The sequence below is a fragment of the Allobosea sp. 01N443 genome (assembly GCF_056399325.1).
Genome location: NZ_JBFTRC010000060.1, coordinates 1 through 17,698 on the forward strand (window position 1 = coordinate 1; position 17,698 = coordinate 17,698).

A 17,698-nucleotide genomic window follows, 5' to 3' on the forward strand; every position below is an offset into this window, starting at 1 on the left:
GCAGATCGATGGCGTTCTGGCAGATCGATGGCGTTCTGGATGATGTCGCGCTTGGCTTCGAGGTCAGGAAAGATGTTCACGGCCGCGTCGGTGATGAAGAGCGGCTCGGCATAGGACGGCACGTCCATGATGAAGACATGGCTGATACGCCGGCCGGTGCGCAGGCCTGTCTCCTTATTGGTTACCTCGGCGAGCAGCTCATCGCTATGCAGACTGCCCTTCATCAGGAGGGCCGCCTTGCCGCTGCGGACGAGTTCCACGGCCTTGGCCGCGGAAGCGACGCTATGCGGCGTATCGACGATCTCGAAGCCCGCGATGTCGAGCCCGGCAGCCTTGGCGGTCGCGATGATCCGGGCGGTGGGTCCAACGAGGATCGGTTTGATCAGACCCTGCGCTGCTGCGTCGAGCGCACCCCTGAGAGAGGACTCGTCGCAGGGATGCGCCACCGCCGTCATGACCGGCGCAAATTCGCGCGCCTTCGCGATCAGGCGCTCATATTTGTCGTGAGCATGACCTGATCGGGCGCTCGCGACAGCTTGGGAAGGCTGAGACATTCTGCGCTTCACTTCCGGGGCGATGAACTGCGGTGGGGCGCTGCCTTCGAGGCAGTGTCGAGGGCTGTCTCCTTGCGTGCAACCGACCGGCTCGCCAAGCGATGCAGATTGTCGGCGGTCGCACGCGTTTCGTGAACCGGCGACTGATCGGGAAACATCCGGCTGATCCGCTCGAAACGGACAAGCGCTTCGCCTTCGAGCGGCCCTGCAGCGGTCAGAATGTCGTGAAATTCCTCGAGCGATAGATGGGGGGTCTCGGTTTGCAACACCGTGGCGATCGCTGCGACCGCCGCTTCGCCGTCGAAGCGCAGCATGAAGAACTGTTCGCGGACGTTGAGCTTGAACTGCTGGAGCGTCATGCCGTCGAGCTTTTGATGCTTGCTGTGCAGGCGACGCAGTACGGCAAAGATCCGTTCGTCGATGCCGCCGCGTGCCGCTAGGACGTACATCACCGCACGCAGGATCGCGATCTTTGCGCTGACGCGTCCGACCCGTTGGGCCAGGTCGGAACGGCCTGCTTCGAGCGCCGCGACGCCGCGGTCGCGATCCGCTGGCCACGGGCGCGCCGTCTCGTCGGTGACGCCGAGCGCCGCCTGCAAGGCAGGCGCGCCGTAAATCTGTTTGAAGACGAGTTCGGTCGTGGAATCCCGGATGTCGCGGAACAGGTCGAGCGAGGCGACGATGTTCTGCGAGATGATCTCCTGCCAGGCCAGGAATGGATTGTCCTGGGCCGCGGGGCGGCGGTGTTCCCGAACGAGTTCCGCCCAGCCGCTGACGCCGCGCATGAAGGGGTTGTTGTGCGAAAAGATCTCGAACTGTGAGCGCAGCGGATTGAGCCGGCGTTCCAGCTCTGCAGCGGGCGCCGTGGCGGCAGCCTGCACGAATGGGCGCAGCCAGGTCTTGTAGAAACTGGCATTGATCTCGGAGACCTTGGCGACTGTCGCGAACCGACGGTCATCCTCCGCCGTGTTCAGTCCCAGGGCCCGAATGTCGTCGAGGCTGCGCGCCTCGAAGCGCAGGATATTGTCGCCGGTCACAAGATCGGCGTAGTCTTRGCCGGGCTCGCGCGGTGTGATCACCGCCTCCCACAGCCCGGGTGGCAGGATGTCGATCAGATCCATGTTCTCCGTGAGCTCGGTATGCTCCTTCTTCGCCACGGAGCTTGAAACGAAGACGCCGAGATGTCCGGCCTGCGGGTGGATGGAGTAGACGATCGTCTGCTCGGCTGCGATCAGCGCGAGGTCGCTTCCATAGAGATCGGTGATCCAGCCGAGTGCCTGCTGCGGCGGCGTGATGTTGTCGCCCCAGGAGCAGAACACGACGATCGGCGAGGCGACTTCGCGCAGGTCGATCCGCTTGCCGGAAGAGAGCGTCAGTTCCCCCTTGGTCAGCTTGTTGCCGACGAAGAGCTGTTCGACGATGAACTCGATCTCCTCTCGGTTGAGCAGCACATGCCCGCCCCACCATTTCTCAAAGGAGAGAAAGCGTTCGGCTTCGGTATCGACCTTCGACCAGACATCGTAGAGCTTGCTCCACCACGTATTGGCCGGGTTCAGCTTCTCGAAATTCTGAACGAGATAAGCGCCGTCGAAGATTCCGGCGCCGAGATCGCCGGTCAGCGAGGTGAGCCAGGAGCCGCCGAGCATGCCGCCGGAATAGCGCATCGGGTTGAGCCCATCCTTGCCGTTCCAATAAGCCAGCGGTGCGCCCGCGGCCATGATCGGCCCCATCAGCTCGGGCCGGGCGGCGGCGAGCCCGAGCACGGCCCAGCCGGCCTGGCAGTTTCCGATGACCCAAGGCTTGCCGGAGTAACCGGGATGACGCCTGGTGACGGCCTCGATGAAGGCAGCCTCGGCGCAGCCCACATCCTCGATCGTCTGGCCTCTCACCGRATCCGGCAGGAAGCCGATGAAATAGCAGGGATGTCCGGCAGCGAGCGCTGCGCCGATTTCGCTGTCGGGTTTCATGCCGCCAATKCCCGGACCATGGCCGGCACGCGGATCGACGACGATGAAGGGGCGTGAGGACTCGTCCGTGACGACGCCTTCGGGTGCAATGATCCGGACCAGGCCGTAATTGACCGGACGGGGCAGGCTACGGCCGCTCATGACGATCTCGAAGCCAAATCCGAGGACATTGGGAGCCGCCATCGCCAGATGGTCGAGGTAATTGTCGCCCCGCCGGCGCAACACATCGAGCATCAGCACGTTGCGCTGTGCGACGTCGACCAGATACGCGGCGAGGTCGGAGCCGGCATGGGCCATCGCAGCGGTCGCGCCAGGCGACGTCACGGAATATGCGCTCACCATATCGTTGTCCTCATATGGCCGGGGGGCCGATACGTCAGAAACTTCACGATGATCTTTCGCACTGCAATATCACCAGACTGAGACGCCCGCGCAACCTATGCAAGAGGGGCTTGTCATATGCGGCATTCGCCGGCGCGGGGAATTGACTTCAATCAAGTCGGCTCGCCGGCAGGATGTTCAGGATTCAATGCAATATCCTTAGCCGGAATATGGGGGTAGCTCTTGGCGCGATCATGGGAAATGGCGGTGACTGATGGCTGACAATGCAGCTCCGGGCTTGCGGAGTGCGAGCACGATTGAGTTGAGCCTGACCGATGGTGCACAGTTGTTCAACACGCTCGATCCGTTTCCCTTCCGCCAGCGCGACCTGTCGGGGGATGCCGAGCAGTACATCGTCGAATGGGCCGAGGAGCTGCCCAAGGATCGCGCCATTGAAATCCTCATCGACATCGCGGCGGACGGCGAATCCGGCGGCGCGGCGCCCGATCTTGCTGCGGCCATCGGCAATTGGTTCGACGGGCGTGCGCGATCTGAGACAAAGGCGATGCGGCAGCTGTTTCGGGACGGTCGCTTGGCCTTCCTGATCGGCCTCATCGTCCTGAGCGCCTGTCTCTTCATCGGCTGGTGGCTGTCGGAGCGTATCGAAGGCCCGTTCGCGCGCGTGCTTCAGGAGAGCTTCGTGATCATCGGCTGGGTCGTGATCTGGAGGCCGGCCGAGATGTTCCTCTACGACTGGCTGCCCATGCTTCGCCGGCGGACGCTCTATAGGCGCCTCGCCTCGGCACGGGTTACGGTGAGGAAGACGTCCGCGCCGACGAAGGCGGTGGGCACCTAGAGCATGCTGCGAAAGAGTGGCAACGGTTTTTCGCATTGAGAATGCTCTAAATTATGAGAGTCGATCGCACCGGATCCTGTCCGGTCCGAAGATCTAACTTTCGGTGTTTGCATCGGCTTTCCCGAGGGCCTCAATCCACTGTTCGGGCCGATACGCGAGGCGATCGGCACCGCGCTCGCGCTCAGACCGGCTCGATCGCGACCAGAATGTCGCCGGCTGCCACCGTCGATCCGGCCCTCGGACCGATCCGTTGAACCGTTCCGCCGGCGGGGCTCTTCAACTCCATGAAGAGCTTCATCGATTCCAGCACGGCCACGATCTGCCCGGCCTCGACGGTGTCGCCCGCGGCGACATGCAACGCCGCAAGTGTTCCTGGCATCGGTGCCCGCACGGTGCTGCCGGAATCGCCGCCCGCATCGCGGCGCGCTGCTGCGGCCTCGATCGCGAACGCGATCTCGATCCGGCCTTCGAAGCCGCCGAGGCGCAGGAGCAGACCCTGGGTGTCGCAGACGGCGTATGCCATCTGGCTCGCCCCGCTCATGGCCACCACCCACTCGGCGTCCGAGCCACCGCGACGGAGCGCGATATCATGTTGGCCACCGGCTGACGCGACGCGCAGGAAGCCATCATGGGTTTCGATAGTGAGCCGCGTCGCATCTGCGCCGGCTCCGATGGCCAGATGCGTCGTCGCCGGCCTTCCGGCAGGCGCGAGAAGGCGAAAACCCTTGAGCGCATGCCATGGCGTGCCGTCGGGCTCGGTCCCGCGCGCCGTGAGCCAGAGGGCCGCCGCCACCGCATTGAGCAGGTCCTGCGGCACGGCTTGCGGCTTCCAGCCTCCCGGGAAATTCTCGCTCAGGAACAGGGTTGTGGCCTCGCCCCTCGTGAAGCTCGGAGTTCTCAGGGCATCCGCCAGGAACGCACGGGTGGTCGCCGGCCCGAGCATCACCATCCCATCCAGCCCTCTGGCGAGCCGCTGGGCCGCGCTCGTGCGATCGGGCGCATGGGCGATGACCTTGGCGAGCAGGGAATCGTAATGCGGCGTGACCTCGCTGCCGGCTGCGATGCCGCTGTCGACGCGCGCCGCCTGCGGTTCCCGCCACAGCCTGATCACACCGGTATCGGGCCGGAAGCCGTGGTCCGCCCGCTCTGCCGTCAGCCTGGCTTCGATGGCGTGGCCCGAGCAGCGGATCTCGCCCTGGGCCAGCGGCAGGGGCTCGCCTGCCGCGATGCGGATCTGCCATTCCACCAGATCGAGCCCGGTGATCGCTTCGGTGACCGGGTGCTCGACCTGCAGTCGGGTGTTCATCTCGAGGAAGAACACCTCCTGCGTCACGGCATCGACAAGGAATTCGACGGTCCCGAGATTGTCGTAGGAAATCGCGCGCGACAACCTCAAGGCGTAGTCATGCAGGGCCGCGCGTGTCTCATCCCGCAGGTTCGGGGCTGGCGCTTCCTCGATCAGTTTCTGGTTGGAGCGCTGCACCGAGCAATCGCGCTCGAAGAGATGGACGATGGCGCCGTGCCTGTCGCCCGCGACCTGGACCTCGACATGGCGCGGGCGCGTCACGAATTTCTCGATCAGCAGGCGCCCGTCTCCGAATGCGGCTTGTGCCTCGCTGCCCGCCGCGGAGATGGCGGCATCGAGATCCTCCTCCCGTTCGACCTTGCGGATGCCCTTGCCGCCGCCACCGGCAGAGGCCTTGACCATGACAGGCAGACCGACGCGCAACGCCTCCCGCTTCAGCACGTCGCGGGACTGGTCGGCCCCGTCATATCCGGGCACGCCCGGCACGCCGGCCTCGCGCGCGATCTGCTTGGAGCGGATCTTGTCGCCCATGGCAGCGATGGCGGTGGCCGAAGGGCCGATGAAGGCGATGCCTGCCTTTTCGCAGGCGGCGATCAGGTCGAGCCGTTCCGAGAGAAAGCCATAGCCGGGATGGATCGCCTGCGCGCCTGTCGCCAGTGCAGCCTCGATGATCCGGTCGGCTCGCAGATAGCTGTCGCGCGCGGGGGCCGGGCCGATGGAAATGGCCTCGTCCGCGAGGCGCACATGCAGCGCGTCACGGTCCGCATCGGAATGGACTGCAATGGCGCGGATGCCGAGACGGCGGCAGGTCTTGATGATGCGGCAGGCGATCTCGCCGCGATTGGCAATCAGGATGCTCTCGAACATGGCGGCGGTCACATCCGGTAGACGGGGCGAGGGGAGGTGTCGCGCGCTTCGCCTGCGGCAAGCGAGAGACACAGGCCGAGCACGTCGCGCGTCTGCGCCGGCTCGATGATCCCGTCATCCCAGAGCCGTGCAGTCGCATAATACGGGTCGCTCTGCTCCTCGAACTGGGCCCGCGTCCTGCGATCGAGCTCGGCGATCGTTGCCTCGTCGGCCGCGCCCTTCAGGCTCTGGCGGCGCAGTTCCGTGACGACCGTGGCTGCAACCTCGGGGCTCATCGTGGCGATACGGGCATTCGGCCAGGAGAACAGGAAACGTGGCCGGAAGCCGCGCCCGCACATGCCGTAATTCCCGGCGCCATAGGAGCCGCCGATCAGCACGGTGTATTTGGGAACGCGCGCATTCGAGACGGCATAGACCAGCTTGGCGGAATGCTTGGCGATGCCCCCGCGTTCGGCTGCGGTGCCGACCATGAAGCCGGTGATGTTCTGCAGGAAGATCAGGGGGATCTGGCGCTGGTCGCAGAGCTCGATGAAATGGGCGCCCTTCAGCGCCGATTCTGAGAAGAGCACGCCATTATTGGCGATGATCCCGACGGGGTAACCGTGGATGCGGGCGAAGCCGGTGACGAGCGTTGCGCCATAATCGGGCTTGAAGACATTGAAGCTGCTGTCGTCGACGACGCGGGCGATCACCTCGCGCACGTCATAGGATCTGCGTAGGTCGGTCGGGACGATGTGCTCGAGTTCGGCCGCATCGAGCCGCGGTGGCACGGACGGGTAGGGCGCTGCGCCCAGCCTGCCGATTTCGCCGAGCGAGCCGACGATCTCGCGGAGCTTGGCGAGGCCCTCCATTTCCGTTTCGACCAGATGGTCGCTGACGCCCGAGACTTGGGTGTGCATCTCGGCCCCGCCCAGGGTCTCGCCATCGACGATCTCGTGGATCGCAGCCTTCACGATCGGAGGGCCGCCGAGATGGATGCGCCCGGTGCCCCTGACCATGATCACTTCGTCGGACAGCGCTGGAATATAAGCGCCGCCGGCGGTGCAGCCGCCGAAGACGAGCGAGATCTGGGGAATGCCGGCCGCCGACATCCGGCATTGGTTGTAGAAGGAACCGCCGAAATGGTCGCGGTCCGGAAAGACCCGGTCCTGTTCCGGCAGGAAGGCCCCGCCGCAATCGACCAGGTAGAGGCAGGGCAGGCGATGTTCCTCGGCAATCTCCTGCGCCCTGAGATGCTTGCGCACTGTCTCGGCGAAGAACGAGCCGCCCTTCACCGTCGCGTCATTGGCGATCAGCATGCAGGCACGGCCGGAGACGGTGCCGATGCCGGTGACGATGCCGGCGCCGGGCACCTCGTTGCCGTAGAGCCCCCAGGCTGCCAGCGGCGAGAGTTCGAGGAAGGGGGATTGGGCGTCGAGCAGCAGGTCGATGCGCTCGCGCACCATGATCTTGCCGCGCGTTTCGTGCCGCTCGCGCATTCTGGGGCCGCCGCCATTGGCGACGAGGGCATGGCGCTCGCGCAGGGTGGCGAGCATCTCGGTGAGAGGCGGGGGCACGTTTGCGCGCGCTTCGCTCGTGGAGCCTGCAGACATGGTTCCTCCCGCCTCGGCGCTCGCCCTTGATCTCGTTGATCAAGTCACCTACCGTCCGTTAGGTAGGCGACTTTGCGCCGAGAGGTCAAGCAGCGGGGAGAGTGCGATGACGGCGGTGGACAGACTGGGGCCCAGGACCGACGAAGAGCTGCGCCGCTCGCCTTACTTCACCGAGGAGCACGAGGCGCTGCGCGATCAATTGCGCCGCTTCGTCGAGACCGAGATCAAGCCGCATGCGCTCGCCTGGGAGGAGGCCGGTTTCGTGCCGCGGGAGGTGCTGCGTCGGATGGGCGAGCTCGGTTTCTTCGGCATCCGCTACCCCGCCGAATTCGGCGGCTCGGAGATGGATACGCTGGCGACCGTGATCCTGGCCGAGGAGCTTGGTCGCTCGACTTTCTCCGGCGTTGCTATCACCGCGTTGGTCCATACCGACATGGCCTCTGTCCATGTCTTCAATGCCGGCAGCAAGGCGCAGCATGACCGCTACATGCCGGACATCATCGCCGGCAAGACGATCTGCGCGGTGGCGGTGACCGAGCCTGACGCGGGTTCGGATGTGAAGGGCATCCGCACCACGGCACGGCGCGAGGGCGAAACCTATGTCCTGAACGGCGCCAAGATGTTCATCACCAACGGTGTCCATGCCGATCTCTACTGCGTCGCCGCCAAGACCGATCTCTCGGCCAGGCCCTCGCAATCGGTCTCGATCTTCCTGGTCGAGAAGGGAACGCCCGGTTTCCGGGTCTCACGCGCACTCGACAAACACGGCTGGCGCTCTTCCGACACCGCCGAGCTCGTCTTCGAGGACTGCCGCATCCCGGCCGCGAACCTGCTCGGCCAGGAGGGGCGCGGCTTCTACGCGATCATGCGCAACTTCCAGAATGAGCGCACGGTCATCGGCGCGATGGCGATGGGCGAGGCGCAGGCTGCGCTCGATCTCACGCTGGATTATGTCCGCACCCGCAAAGCCTTCGGGGCTCCACTCTGGGAAAAGCAGGCCATCCGCCAGAAGCTCGCCATGCTCTCCGCCAAGGTCGAGGCGGGGCGCCAGCTCGTCTATCACGCCGCCTGGCTCGACGCCCGTGGCGCTGAGGCAACGCGCGAGGTCTCTATGGTCAAGGCGTATTGCGGCGAACTGGTCAACGAGGTGATGTATGCCTGCCTGCAGTTCCATGGCGGCATGGGGTTCATGCGCGAAAGCGCCATTGAACGCCTGACGCGGGATGCGCGGGTCCAGTCGATTGGCGGCGGGGCCACCGAAGTCATGCTGGAAGAGGTGGCGAAGCGGTTGTGAGCATTCAGACGACGAAAGCGGAGCGCGGTGCCGTAGAAGGGGGCGCGCGCCGGCTGATCCTCGACACGGCTGCACGCCTGCTGCGCCAGGGTGGCTATCACCAGACCACCCTGCGCGAGATCGCCGAGGCGGTCGGTATCCGCAAGGCCAGCCTCTACTATCACTTCGCGTCGAAGGAGGAGATCGTCGAGGCCGTCGTCAATGACGGCGTTCGCTTCGTTCAGGAGGCGGTGGTTGCCGCTTTGCAGGGATCCGAGGGGGCCGAGCCACGTGCCCGGCTGGAATGCGCGATTCACGCACATCTGACGGCGCTGCATGGCCATGGCGATTACACCTCGGCGAGCATCAAGGCCTTTGCCTTCGGCGCGATGTCGGTGCCGGACAGCGTGCRCAGGGTTCGCCGCGCTTATGAGGACGTCTGGCGTCTCCTGATCGCCGAGCTTCAGGCCGCCGATGTGATCGCCGCAGAGCGTTCGCCGGAGGCGCTGCGCCTCTTCCTGCTCGGCGCCCTCAACGGCTCCACCGACTGGTACCGCCCCGGGCGCTTCGACATCCCGGAACTGGCACGCGAATTCGCCGCTCTGATTGCGCCGCGAGCCGGGCTTGCCACGCCCGATTGACGCATTGCGCTGCAACAAGTTCCGGCTGCCTTAACGCGGTTTTGACCTTCGCATCGTAACGATGCGGCATGCAACGCGACAGTTTGTTCCGATTTGGTGGAGAATTCCGCGATTCCGACCGGGAGGAGATCTTCCAGGCGGCCCGGTTGCCGGAGACCCTCCGGCAGTGCCGACTGATCTTCCTGATCTCGGCGCTGCTGAACACGTTCTTCCTCGTCAGCGACTGGCGCTTCTTCGGGACGCCGCATTTCCTCGTCGCGGTGTCAGCACGCCTCTCCGTCGTGGCGGTGTCGGTTCTCTGTGCGATCCTGATCCGCAGGGCTACCCGCTTCAAGCAGGCCGAGGCCGTGACCGTCCTGTGGGAGGTCGGCTGCGCCGTGGCGGTCGCCTTCCTGGTCAGCTCGCGCAGCGATCTGGCGCTTTTCGTCGTGTTGCTGCTGCCCTCCATCTTCTATCTGGTGGCGCCGATATCCTTCCGCTGGACCTTCATCCTCGGCGTCTGCACCAGCCTGCTCATGCTGCTCGGCTATCTCGGTTCGGGCCCCTATCCCAGCACCTTCGTCGGGCTGGTGCTCGTGCTGGCGATGCTGAACTTCGCGCTCGGCCTGGTCGTGATCCACGCCAACCGCCTGAGGCGGCTGGAATGGACTGCGACCCAATCAGAGCGGGCTGCAAAGGAGGAGCTCGACGAGAGCCGCGCCATGATCGAGCGCCTCTTCATGGCCGTGCCGATCCCGCTCGTCGTCGCATCGGTGGCGGATGGGCGCTTCGTGCGGGCCAATGACGCGGCGCTGCGCTTCTTCGGCAAGGGAGCGGGAGGCGATCTGCGCGAGGTGGCTGTGCCGGATGTCTTCGTCGATGCTGAAAGCCGGCGCAGCCTGACCCGGCAATTGCTTCGCGGCGCGCATGTCGGCGAGTTCGAGGCCGAGATCCGTGACGGATCCGGCACGAGCCGCGACGCATTGATCACCGCGACCTCTTTGTCGATGGGCCAGTCCTCGACGATCGTCGCCGGCATTGTCGACATCACCGAGCGCAAGGCCGCCGAAGCGCATGTTCGCTGGCAGGCGACGCATGACGCTCTGACGGGCCTGCCGAACCGCCTGCTCTTCCAGGAGCGTCTGCAGGAAGCCCTGGCGGATCTCGGCGATGGCGAGACCGTGAGCCTGTTCCTGGTCGATCTCGACGACTTCAAATCGGTCAACGACACGCTTGGGCACGATGCCGGAGATGCCCTGCTGAACGAAGCGGCCGCGCGCCTCCTGCGCCATACGGCCCCCGGAGATCTCGTCGCGCGACTGGGCGGCGACGAATTCGTGGTGCTCTCGACCGAGACGATGGACGTGCCCGAGGCTCAGGCCAAGGCGGAACGGCTGCTGACGGCGCTGCGTGGCCCGCTCAGCCATCTCGGACACGCGATTTCCTCTCGCGCCAGTCTCGGCATCGCGCTTGCGCCACAGCATGATAGCGCTCCGATCGAGCTGATGAAGGATGCCGATCTCGCGCTCTATCGCGCCAAGGCCTTGGGCCGGAACATGGCGGTGGTCTATGACAGCGGCATGCGCGAGGCGATGAACGCGCGCGTCGCCATTTGCCGCGAATTGGCCGAGGCGTTGGCGCAGGACCGCATCCTGCCCTTCTATCAGCCGCAGGTTTCACTGGTCACTGGCGCCATCGATGGCCTTGAGGCGCTGGCACGTTGGCGCCATCCGGAACGCGGGATCGTACCGGCAGCCGCGTTCGTCCATGGGTTGGAAGATCCGGAGACCGCTTCTGCGATCGGCGATGTCATCCTGCGCAAGGCGATTGCCGATCTGAGCAACTGGCTGGCAACGGGGATCACGGTCCCGCGGGTCTGGGTCAATCTCGCGCCAGCGGTGTTCCGCGATCCGCAGTTTTCGGAGAAGCTGCTGGCCCAGCTGGCAGAGGCGGGCGTCCCGACATCCTGCTTTGGCGTCGAAGTCACCGAGACGGTGCTCCTGGCCCGCGCGGCCGGGGATGCCGAGCGCGCGCTGAAGACGCTTCGCCAGCGCGGGGTCTCCGTCGCGCTGGACGATTTCGGCACCGGCTATGCGTCGCTGACCCATCTCAGGCGCTTCCCCGTCGATGTCATCAAGATTGATCGCGGATTTGTCCGCCATCTCGACGAGGGTGGGGAGGATGCTGCCATCGTGCGCGCGATCATCAACCTCGCGGCCGACCTGAAGCTGGATCTGATCGCGGAGGGCGTCGAGACACGGAAGCAGGAGGCCTTCCTGCGCCAGTGCGGCTGCAGCTTCGCGCAAGGCTATCGCTATTCCCGTCCGGTCCCGGCGCATCGGGTGCCGTGGCTGAGCCAGCAGTCAGGCTTGCAGCCGGCCGAACCCGCCATGGATGCAGACCGGGGCGGCGTGGCTGCGGCCTGACCACGCGCCCGGCGCTTGCTAAGCATGTCATTGCAAGCTCGCGCACCGTCGAGGGGATGGTGCAGATCAACAATCCGAGGACCGTTTCCGCATGCGCGCCTTCTATCACCCGGACCAGTCGCTTCACGATCCGCAGCAATACATGCGCTTCGGCCGCGTTGTCGCGCCGAAGGATCTGCCGGAACGCACGGAGCAATTGCTGGGCGCGCTCGCCCGCCATGGCATCACGCCGGAGCGCCCCGGCGCTCACGGCGTCGACCCGATCCTGGCCGTGCACAGCGAGGAATTCGTCCGCTTCCTCGAGACGCTGTGGGAGCGCTGGGTCCAACTGCCAGAGCGTGGCCCCGAAGCGTGGCCCAACACTTTCCCCTATTGGAGCGGCAGGGTCGATGAGGACATGCGTTCGCCTTGTCGGCCAACCGGCCTGATGGGCCAGCTCGGCTGGTTCCTCGGCGATCTCTCCGTGCCGGTCGGCGAGCACTGCTGGACCTCGACACTGCGCTCGGCCGAGACGGCGGTCTCAGGTGCTGACGCCATCCTGGCCGGCGAGCACGCGGTCTATGCGCTTTGCCGCCCGTCCGGCCACCATGCCCGTGCCGATCGCGCCACCGGTTTCTGCTACATCAACAATACGGCGGTTGCGGCCCAGCGCCTGCGCTCCAAGTTCGGCAAGGTCGCGATCCTTGATGTCGATGCGCATCATGGCGACGGCACGCAGCAGATCTTCTACCGCCGCTCGGATGTGCTGACGATCTCGGTCCATGCCGACCCGGTGAACTATTATCCCTTCTTCACCGGGTATGCGGACGAGCGCGGCAACGGTGCGGGCGAGGGCTTCAATATCAACCTGCCGCTCGCCCATGGCGCGGGCGGCGCCGAAATGGAAGCCGCCGTCGATCGTGCCGGCAAGGCCATCCGTGACTTCGGCGCCGAGGCGCTGGTCATCGCGCTCGGCTATGACGCGCACAAGGACGACCCGATCGGTGTGCTCAAGCTCGAGGCTTGCGATTTCGGAACGATCGGGCGGCAGGTGAAGGCCATGGGATTGCCGACCCTGGTGGTGCAGGAAGGGGGCTATGCGATCGAGGCGATCGGCGGCTGCCTCGACGGCTTCCTGACCGGCTTTGGCGCCTGAAGACGGCGCCCTCGTGATGTCCGGCCCTGGGCCGGGCATCACGCCTTGAAGCCACAATAGGGCGCGGTGGCCGGGGCAAGCCCGGCCTCCGCGCCAGGCGAAGTTCAGATCACTGCCTCGATCAGGAACGGTCCCTTCCGGGACAATGCGCCCTGGAACAGCTTGGTGAATTCCTCGGCGGTGGTCGCGCGGCCCGCTTCGACGCCCATGCCGCGCGCCATCGAGACCCAGTCGAGCGCCGGCTCGTCGAGATTGAGCATCAGCTTGGCGTTGCGGCCGAAATCATTGACACCGACGGCGCGCATCTCGCCATGCAGGATCTGGTAGGTCCGGTTGGCAAAGACCACCRTGACGACGTCGAGATTCTCGCGCGCCTGTGTCCACAGGCCCTGAACCGTATACATGCCGGAGCCATCGGCCTGCATGCCGATGACCTTGCGGTCCGGGCAGGCCACCGCTGCGCCGATCGCGAGTGGAATGCCCTCGCCAATCGCGCCGCCGGTGAGCTGGATATAGTCGTGCTGCGGGGCGTTGTGGCATTGCTGGTAGAAGACGCGGCCCGATGAGACCGACTCGTCGCAGATGATGCTGTTCTCGGGCAGCAGCGTCGCCACGATCGTGCAGACCTTGTCGGCGTCGAGCGCGCCGGTCGGCAGGGCAGCAACCTCCTTGCGAGGCTCCGCGACATAGAGCGGTTGGCTCTGGCGCGCGCCAAGCTCATCGGCCAGCGCCTCGATCGCGAGCGGCAGGTCGTCGCCGATCTCGGCCAGCGTCACCACCGCGCAGCTGTCCTGGATCAGGCGGCCGGGCTTGCCCGGATAGGCAAAGAAGCCGACCGGCACCTTGGCGCCGACCAGAACCAAAAGGTCGATATCCTTGAGCGCCTCGAGCGCGATATCGACCGGGTAGGGCACTTTCGGCAGGGCGACACGGCCGACGCCGCGCTCGATGCGGCCATTCGACATCTGGCCGAAAACGCGCGCGCCGGTGACGGCGCAGATCCGCGCCGCCATCGCCATCGGGCCTTCGCGCAAAGCCATATTGGTCATCATCAGGGCGGCACGCTTGCCGTGCTTGCGAAGGGCGGCTGCGGCCTCCTTCACGGCGGTCATATCGACCGATTTCAGCTTGGGCACCGCGACCGGCGCAAGCTTGGCCGGCGCGACGCTGCCCCAGGCGCAATCCGCCGGAAGGATCACGGTGGTTACGCCCGGCAGCGACATGGCGGCGGCATAGGACGCCATGCCGGGGCCGCAATGAAGCAGCGTCGCCGCCGGCTTGTCGGCCATGCGGGCGTAGCCGTCGGCCGCACCGGTCACCACACCCTCGAACAAGCCGAGTACGCAGCGCATCTCCGGCTTGCGGTCGAGCGCCGCGACGAAATGCATTTCGGAGGTGCCGGGATTGGCAAAGCAGACATCCACGTCATTGACGAGGAGGGTATCGCAAAGGCGGTCGGCGCCGTTCATTCTGGAAGGACCTCTTGGGAGATGCGCGGCGCGCAGGACCCTGCGAAGGGAACGGAACCCTCGTCCGGTGTCAAACAAGAGAAATTTATCACCTTCGTTCAGGAAACTGATCGCCGCCTTGACGGTTTTGCATATGCATTTAACCTGCCTTGGAATGAAGGTTGCATCCCGCTTCGGATGAGGCGATGGGCTTTAAGTCTCACGGGCGCGAACGACATCAACCAGGGGAAGGGTTTCGACATGACAGGTTTGAAGCGTATCGGAGCCGCGGCCGGACTTGGCTTCGCGGCGCTGCTGGCTGCCACGGGCGCACAGGCGCAGACCAAGGTTTCGATCGGCATTTCCGGCTGGACCGGTTTCGCGCCCCTGGTGCTGGCCAAGGAGGCCGGCATCTTCGCCAAGAATGGCCTCGATGTGTCAATCAAGAAGATCCCGCAGAAGGACCGTCACCTTGCCATCGCCTCCGGCGATATCCAGTGCGCCGCCACGACTGTCGAGACCTGGATCGTCTGGGACGCCGCCGGGATCAAGACCAAGCAGCTCTTCCAGCTCGACAAGAGCTATGGCGCCGACGGCATGGCGGTGCGTAGCGCGACCGGCTCGATCAAGGATCTGAAGGGCAAGACGGTTGCTGCCTCTGCGCCCGGCACGTCGCCCTATTTCGCGCTCGCCTGGTTCCTCAAGGAGAACGGCATGTCGGTCAAGGACGTGACCGTGGTCAACATGGAGCCCGGCCCGGCGGCCCAGGCCTTCATCGCCGGCCAGAATGATGCGGCCATGACCTATGAGCCCTATCTCTCTGCCGTGCGCGACAAGCCGGATGCCGGCAAGATCATCGCGACCACGCTCGATTATCCGATGGTGATGGACACCTTCGGCTGCACGCCGGCCTTCATCGCGGGCAACGAGGCTGCCGTGAAGGGGCTGACCAAGAGCTATTTCGAGGCGCTCGAACTGATCAAGGCCGATCAGGCCAAGGCCTATGGCATCATGGGCGCCGACGTGAAGCAGTCCGGTGAGCAGTTCGGCAAATCCGCCGGCTTCCTGCGCTGGTCGGATGCCGAGGGCAACAAGAAGTTCTTCTCCGGGGAATGGCAGGCCTTCACCACCAAGGCGGCCGACCTGCTGCTCGAGATCGGCCTGATCAAGTCGAAGCCCGATATCACCACGCTGGTCGATACGCGCTTCGTTTCGGGCGGTGCGATGTGACGATCCTGCCGGACGTGCTTGCGCCACGTCTGGGAATCGTCTTCTGCGGCACTCAGGCCGGGCGCGCCTCAGCCTTGCGGCGCGCCTATTACGCCGGACCGGGGAACAAGTTCTGGCGGGTGCTTCACACCATCGGCCTTCTTCCCCGGCAATTCAGGCCTGAGGATTTTCCTCACTTGCTCGACTATGGGTTTGGTCTCACCGACGTCGCGAAAGCGACCTCCGGGCCGGATGCCGCGCTCGTTCGTGCTCATTTCGATGTTGAAGGATTCTTGATGAAGATGCGTGCGACGGCTCCGGCCTTCATCGCCTTCAACGGCAAGCGGGCGGCCGAGGCCGTGCTGGGTCAATCCAGTGCTGCCATCGGCTATGGCCGCCAGCTGGTTGATGTCGCGGGTTGCGCGACTTTCGTGCTGCCATCGACCTCCGGCGCGGCCTCGGGCTTCTGGTCGGTCGAACCCTGGCAGGAACTGGCCTCGGCCTGGCGTTCGCGGGCGATTTGACGATGAAGCCGCTTCAGCCCGTTTCCGTCCCGTCCCGCGTCGCGCTGGGGCTCGGCTTCTTCGTACTCTTCGTTGCGCTCTGGTCGGTCGCGACCTTCGGCGGCTATGTCCAGCGCCTCTTCCTGGCCGATCCGCTGACCATGGTCGGCGAGGGCTACAAGCTGCTCGTCGAATACGGCTTCGCGTTCGATATCGGCATGACGATCTGGCGTGTCCTCGGCGGCTTCATCCTCGCGGTCATCGTCGCGCTGCCGCTCGGCATCCTGATGGGCGCCTACAAGCCGATCGAGGCCTTCTTCGAGCCCTTCGTCTCCTTCGCGCGCTACCTGCCGGCCTCGGCCTTCATCCCGCTGCTGATCCTCTGGGCCGGCATCGGCGAGACGCAGAAGCTGCTSGTSATCTTCATCGGCTCGKTCTTYCAGATCATCCTGATGATCGCCGTCGCGGTGGGCTCGATCCGGCGCGATCTCGTCGATGCCGCCTATACGCTGGGCGCCAGCGACCGTTCCGTGGTGATGCGCGTGCTGCTGCCCAATGCTGCGCCCGAGATCGCCGAGATCCTGCGCATGGTGCTGGGCTGGGCCTGGACCTATGTCATCGTCGCCGAGCTGATCGGTTCCTCCTCCGGCATCGGCCACATGATCACCGACAGCCAGGCGCTGCTGAACACCGGGCAGATCATCTTCGGCATCATCGTCATCGGCCTGATCGGGCTGATCTCGGATTTCCTGTTCAAGGCGGTCAATCAGCGCCTGTTCCCCTGGGCCGCGAAATGAGCAAGCTCATCATCGACAATGTCGGAAAATCCTTCCCCGCGCGTCACGGTGGGCAGGCGACACGGGCGCTGATGCCGACGTCCCTCAGCGTCTCCGACAACGACTTCATCACCATTCTCGGCCCCTCCGGCTGCGGCAAGTCGACCTTGCTGCGCATGATCGGCGGGCTGGAGACGCCGACGGAAGGGCGCATCCTGCTCGATGGCGAGACGGTGACAGGGCCCGGTGCGGATCGCGGTTTCGTCTTTCAGAGCTATACCCTCTTTCCCTGGCTGACCGTGGCGCAGAACATCGCCTTCGGCCTGCGCGAGAAGGGCGTGCCGGAGGCGGAGCGGCTGCGGATCGCCGTCGACTGGGCCGGACGCATCGGTCTCAAGGGCTTCGAGAACCATTTCCCCAAGCAGCTGTCGGGCGGCATGCAGCAGCGCACCGCGATCGCGCGTGCCCTCGCCAATGATCCAAAGATCCTGTTGCTGGACGAGCCCTTCGGCGCGCTCGACAACCAGACACGCGCCCTGATGCAGGAAATGCTGCTCGGCATCTGGGAGCGTGAGCAGAAGACCGTGCTCTTCGTCACCCATGACGTCGAGGAGGCGATCTTCATGGCCTCGCGCGTCGTGGTGATCAGCGCCCGGCCGGGACGCGTCAAGGCGGACATCCCGGTCGACCTCCCGCATCCGCGGCCCTACACGATCAAGACGAGCCCGGAATTCGTCGCGCTCAAGGAGCGGCTGGTCGAGGAGATCCGGGCAGAGGTGATGGCGAGCGCGGCTTAGCCCGCGATCTTGTGCAGCGGAGCTCCGGCGATCGGTCGCCCTGTCTTG

At 65.2% G+C, this 17,698-nt stretch carries 14 protein-coding genes; 9 read left to right on the forward strand and 5 right to left on the reverse strand.

Annotation, left to right across the window (positions count from 1 at the left end):
* Both AC1DRP_RS16420 and AC1DRP_RS16425 read right to left on the reverse strand, forming a co-directional pair.
* On the reverse strand, positions 1-554 hold a 554-nt coding region (locus AC1DRP_RS16420), incomplete at its 3' end, for a phosphate acyltransferase (protein ID WP_476768999.1).
* An 8-nt stretch (positions 555-562) separates the two neighbouring features.
* Positions 563-2,863 (reverse strand): DUF3141 domain-containing protein, encoded by a 2,301-nt coding sequence (locus tag AC1DRP_RS16425; RefSeq protein ID WP_476769000.1) that lies wholly within the window; start codon positions 2,861-2,863, stop codon positions 563-565.
* A 253-nt stretch (positions 2,864-3,116) separates the two neighbouring features.
* Here AC1DRP_RS16425 and AC1DRP_RS16430 point away from each other — a divergent pair, with 253 nt between their 5' ends.
* The gene (locus tag AC1DRP_RS16430) at positions 3,117-3,698 is read left to right on the forward strand and encodes a hypothetical protein (RefSeq protein WP_441506076.1); all 582 of its coding nucleotides are present in this window, start codon (positions 3,117-3,119) and stop codon (positions 3,696-3,698) included.
* Positions 3,699-3,879: 181 nt separating this feature from the next.
* Here AC1DRP_RS16430 and AC1DRP_RS16435 read toward each other — a convergent pair whose 3' ends face one another.
* The gene (locus tag AC1DRP_RS16435) at positions 3,880-5,871 is read right to left on the reverse strand and encodes an acetyl/propionyl/methylcrotonyl-CoA carboxylase subunit alpha (protein WP_441506077.1); all 1,992 of its coding nucleotides are present in this window, start codon (positions 5,869-5,871) and stop codon (positions 3,880-3,882) included.
* A gap of 8 nt (positions 5,872-5,879) precedes the next feature.
* Positions 5,880-7,463 carry an acyl-CoA carboxylase subunit beta gene (locus AC1DRP_RS16440; protein WP_476769001.1) on the reverse strand — a complete coding sequence of 528 codons (1,584 nt, stop codon included), beginning with the start codon at positions 7,461-7,463 and terminating at the stop codon, positions 5,880-5,882.
* Positions 7,464-7,569: 106 nt separating this feature from the next.
* Between AC1DRP_RS16440 and AC1DRP_RS16445 the strand changes: the two genes are divergently transcribed.
* The 4 genes from AC1DRP_RS16445 (at position 7,570) to AC1DRP_RS16460 (ending at position 12,917) form a co-directional block, all read left to right on the forward strand.
* Positions 7,570-8,757 (forward strand): acyl-CoA dehydrogenase family protein, encoded by a 1,188-nt coding sequence (locus AC1DRP_RS16445; protein WP_441490070.1) that lies wholly within the window; start codon positions 7,570-7,572, stop codon positions 8,755-8,757.
* Positions 8,754-9,377: a TetR/AcrR family transcriptional regulator gene (locus AC1DRP_RS16450; protein ID WP_476769002.1), complete on the forward strand. Its 624-nt coding sequence runs from the start codon at positions 8,754-8,756 to the stop codon at positions 9,375-9,377. Before AC1DRP_RS16445 ends, AC1DRP_RS16450 begins: the two co-directional genes overlap by 4 nt.
* Positions 9,378-9,445: 68 nt before the next feature.
* Positions 9,446-11,782 (forward strand): putative bifunctional diguanylate cyclase/phosphodiesterase, encoded by a 2,337-nt coding sequence (locus AC1DRP_RS16455; RefSeq protein WP_476769003.1) that lies wholly within the window; start codon positions 9,446-9,448, stop codon positions 11,780-11,782.
* A gap of 91 nt (positions 11,783-11,873) precedes the next feature.
* Positions 11,874-12,917, forward strand: a complete 1,044-nt coding sequence (locus tag AC1DRP_RS16460; protein WP_441506081.1) for a histone deacetylase family protein — start codon at positions 11,874-11,876, stop codon at positions 12,915-12,917.
* 104 nt (positions 12,918-13,021) lie between these two features.
* Here AC1DRP_RS16460 and AC1DRP_RS16465 read toward each other — a convergent pair whose 3' ends face one another.
* Positions 13,022-14,386: an acetolactate synthase large subunit gene (locus AC1DRP_RS16465; protein ID WP_476769004.1), complete on the reverse strand. Its 1,365-nt coding sequence runs from the start codon at positions 14,384-14,386 to the stop codon at positions 13,022-13,024.
* Positions 14,387-14,626: 240 nt separating this feature from the next.
* Here AC1DRP_RS16465 and AC1DRP_RS16470 point away from each other — a divergent pair, with 240 nt between their 5' ends.
* Genes AC1DRP_RS16470 through AC1DRP_RS16485 form a run of 4 tightly spaced genes read left to right on the forward strand, consistent with a single transcriptional unit; the run spans position 14,627 to position 17,650 of the window.
* Complete coding sequence (locus AC1DRP_RS16470) at positions 14,627-15,595, forward strand: ABC transporter substrate-binding protein (RefSeq protein ID WP_441490064.1); 969 nt, start codon at positions 14,627-14,629, stop codon at positions 15,593-15,595.
* The gene (locus AC1DRP_RS16475; protein ID WP_441506083.1) at positions 15,592-16,098 is read left to right on the forward strand and encodes a mismatch-specific DNA-glycosylase; all 507 of its coding nucleotides are present in this window, start codon (positions 15,592-15,594) and stop codon (positions 16,096-16,098) included. Before AC1DRP_RS16470 ends, AC1DRP_RS16475 begins: the two co-directional genes overlap by 4 nt.
* Before the next feature lie 2 nt (positions 16,099-16,100).
* Complete coding sequence (locus tag AC1DRP_RS16480; protein WP_476769005.1) at positions 16,101-16,874, forward strand: ABC transporter permease; 774 nt, start codon at positions 16,101-16,103, stop codon at positions 16,872-16,874.
* Positions 16,871-17,650 carry an ABC transporter ATP-binding protein gene (locus tag AC1DRP_RS16485; RefSeq protein ID WP_441506084.1) on the forward strand — a complete coding sequence of 260 codons (780 nt, stop codon included), beginning with the start codon at positions 16,871-16,873 and terminating at the stop codon, positions 17,648-17,650. The genes AC1DRP_RS16480 and AC1DRP_RS16485 overlap by 4 nt, the downstream gene beginning before the upstream one ends.
* Positions 17,651-17,698: the final 48 nt, after the last annotated feature.

Excerpts from the sequence above, each read along its gene's own strand:
- AC1DRP_RS16470 (WP_441490064.1), top strand. The coding sequence starts at position 14,627 with ATGACAGGTTTGAAGCGTATCGGAGCCGCGGCCGGACTTGGCTTCGCG.
- AC1DRP_RS16445 (WP_441490070.1), top strand. The coding sequence starts at position 7,570 with ATGACGGCGGTGGACAGACTGGGGCCCAGGACCGACGAAGAGCTGCGC.
- AC1DRP_RS16460 (WP_441506081.1), top strand. The coding sequence starts at position 11,874 with ATGCGCGCCTTCTATCACCCGGACCAGTCGCTTCACGATCCGCAGCAA.
- AC1DRP_RS16435 (WP_441506077.1), bottom strand. The coding sequence starts at position 5,871 with ATGTTCGAGAGCATCCTGATTGCCAATCGCGGCGAGATCGCCTGCCGC.
- AC1DRP_RS16430 (WP_441506076.1), top strand. The coding sequence starts at position 3,117 with ATGGCTGACAATGCAGCTCCGGGCTTGCGGAGTGCGAGCACGATTGAG.
- AC1DRP_RS16455 (WP_476769003.1), top strand. The coding sequence starts at position 9,446 with ATGCAACGCGACAGTTTGTTCCGATTTGGTGGAGAATTCCGCGATTCC.
- AC1DRP_RS16485 (WP_441506084.1), top strand. The coding sequence starts at position 16,871 with ATGAGCAAGCTCATCATCGACAATGTCGGAAAATCCTTCCCCGCGCGT.
- AC1DRP_RS16440 (WP_476769001.1), bottom strand. The coding sequence starts at position 7,463 with ATGTCTGCAGGCTCCACGAGCGAAGCGCGCGCAAACGTGCCCCCGCCT.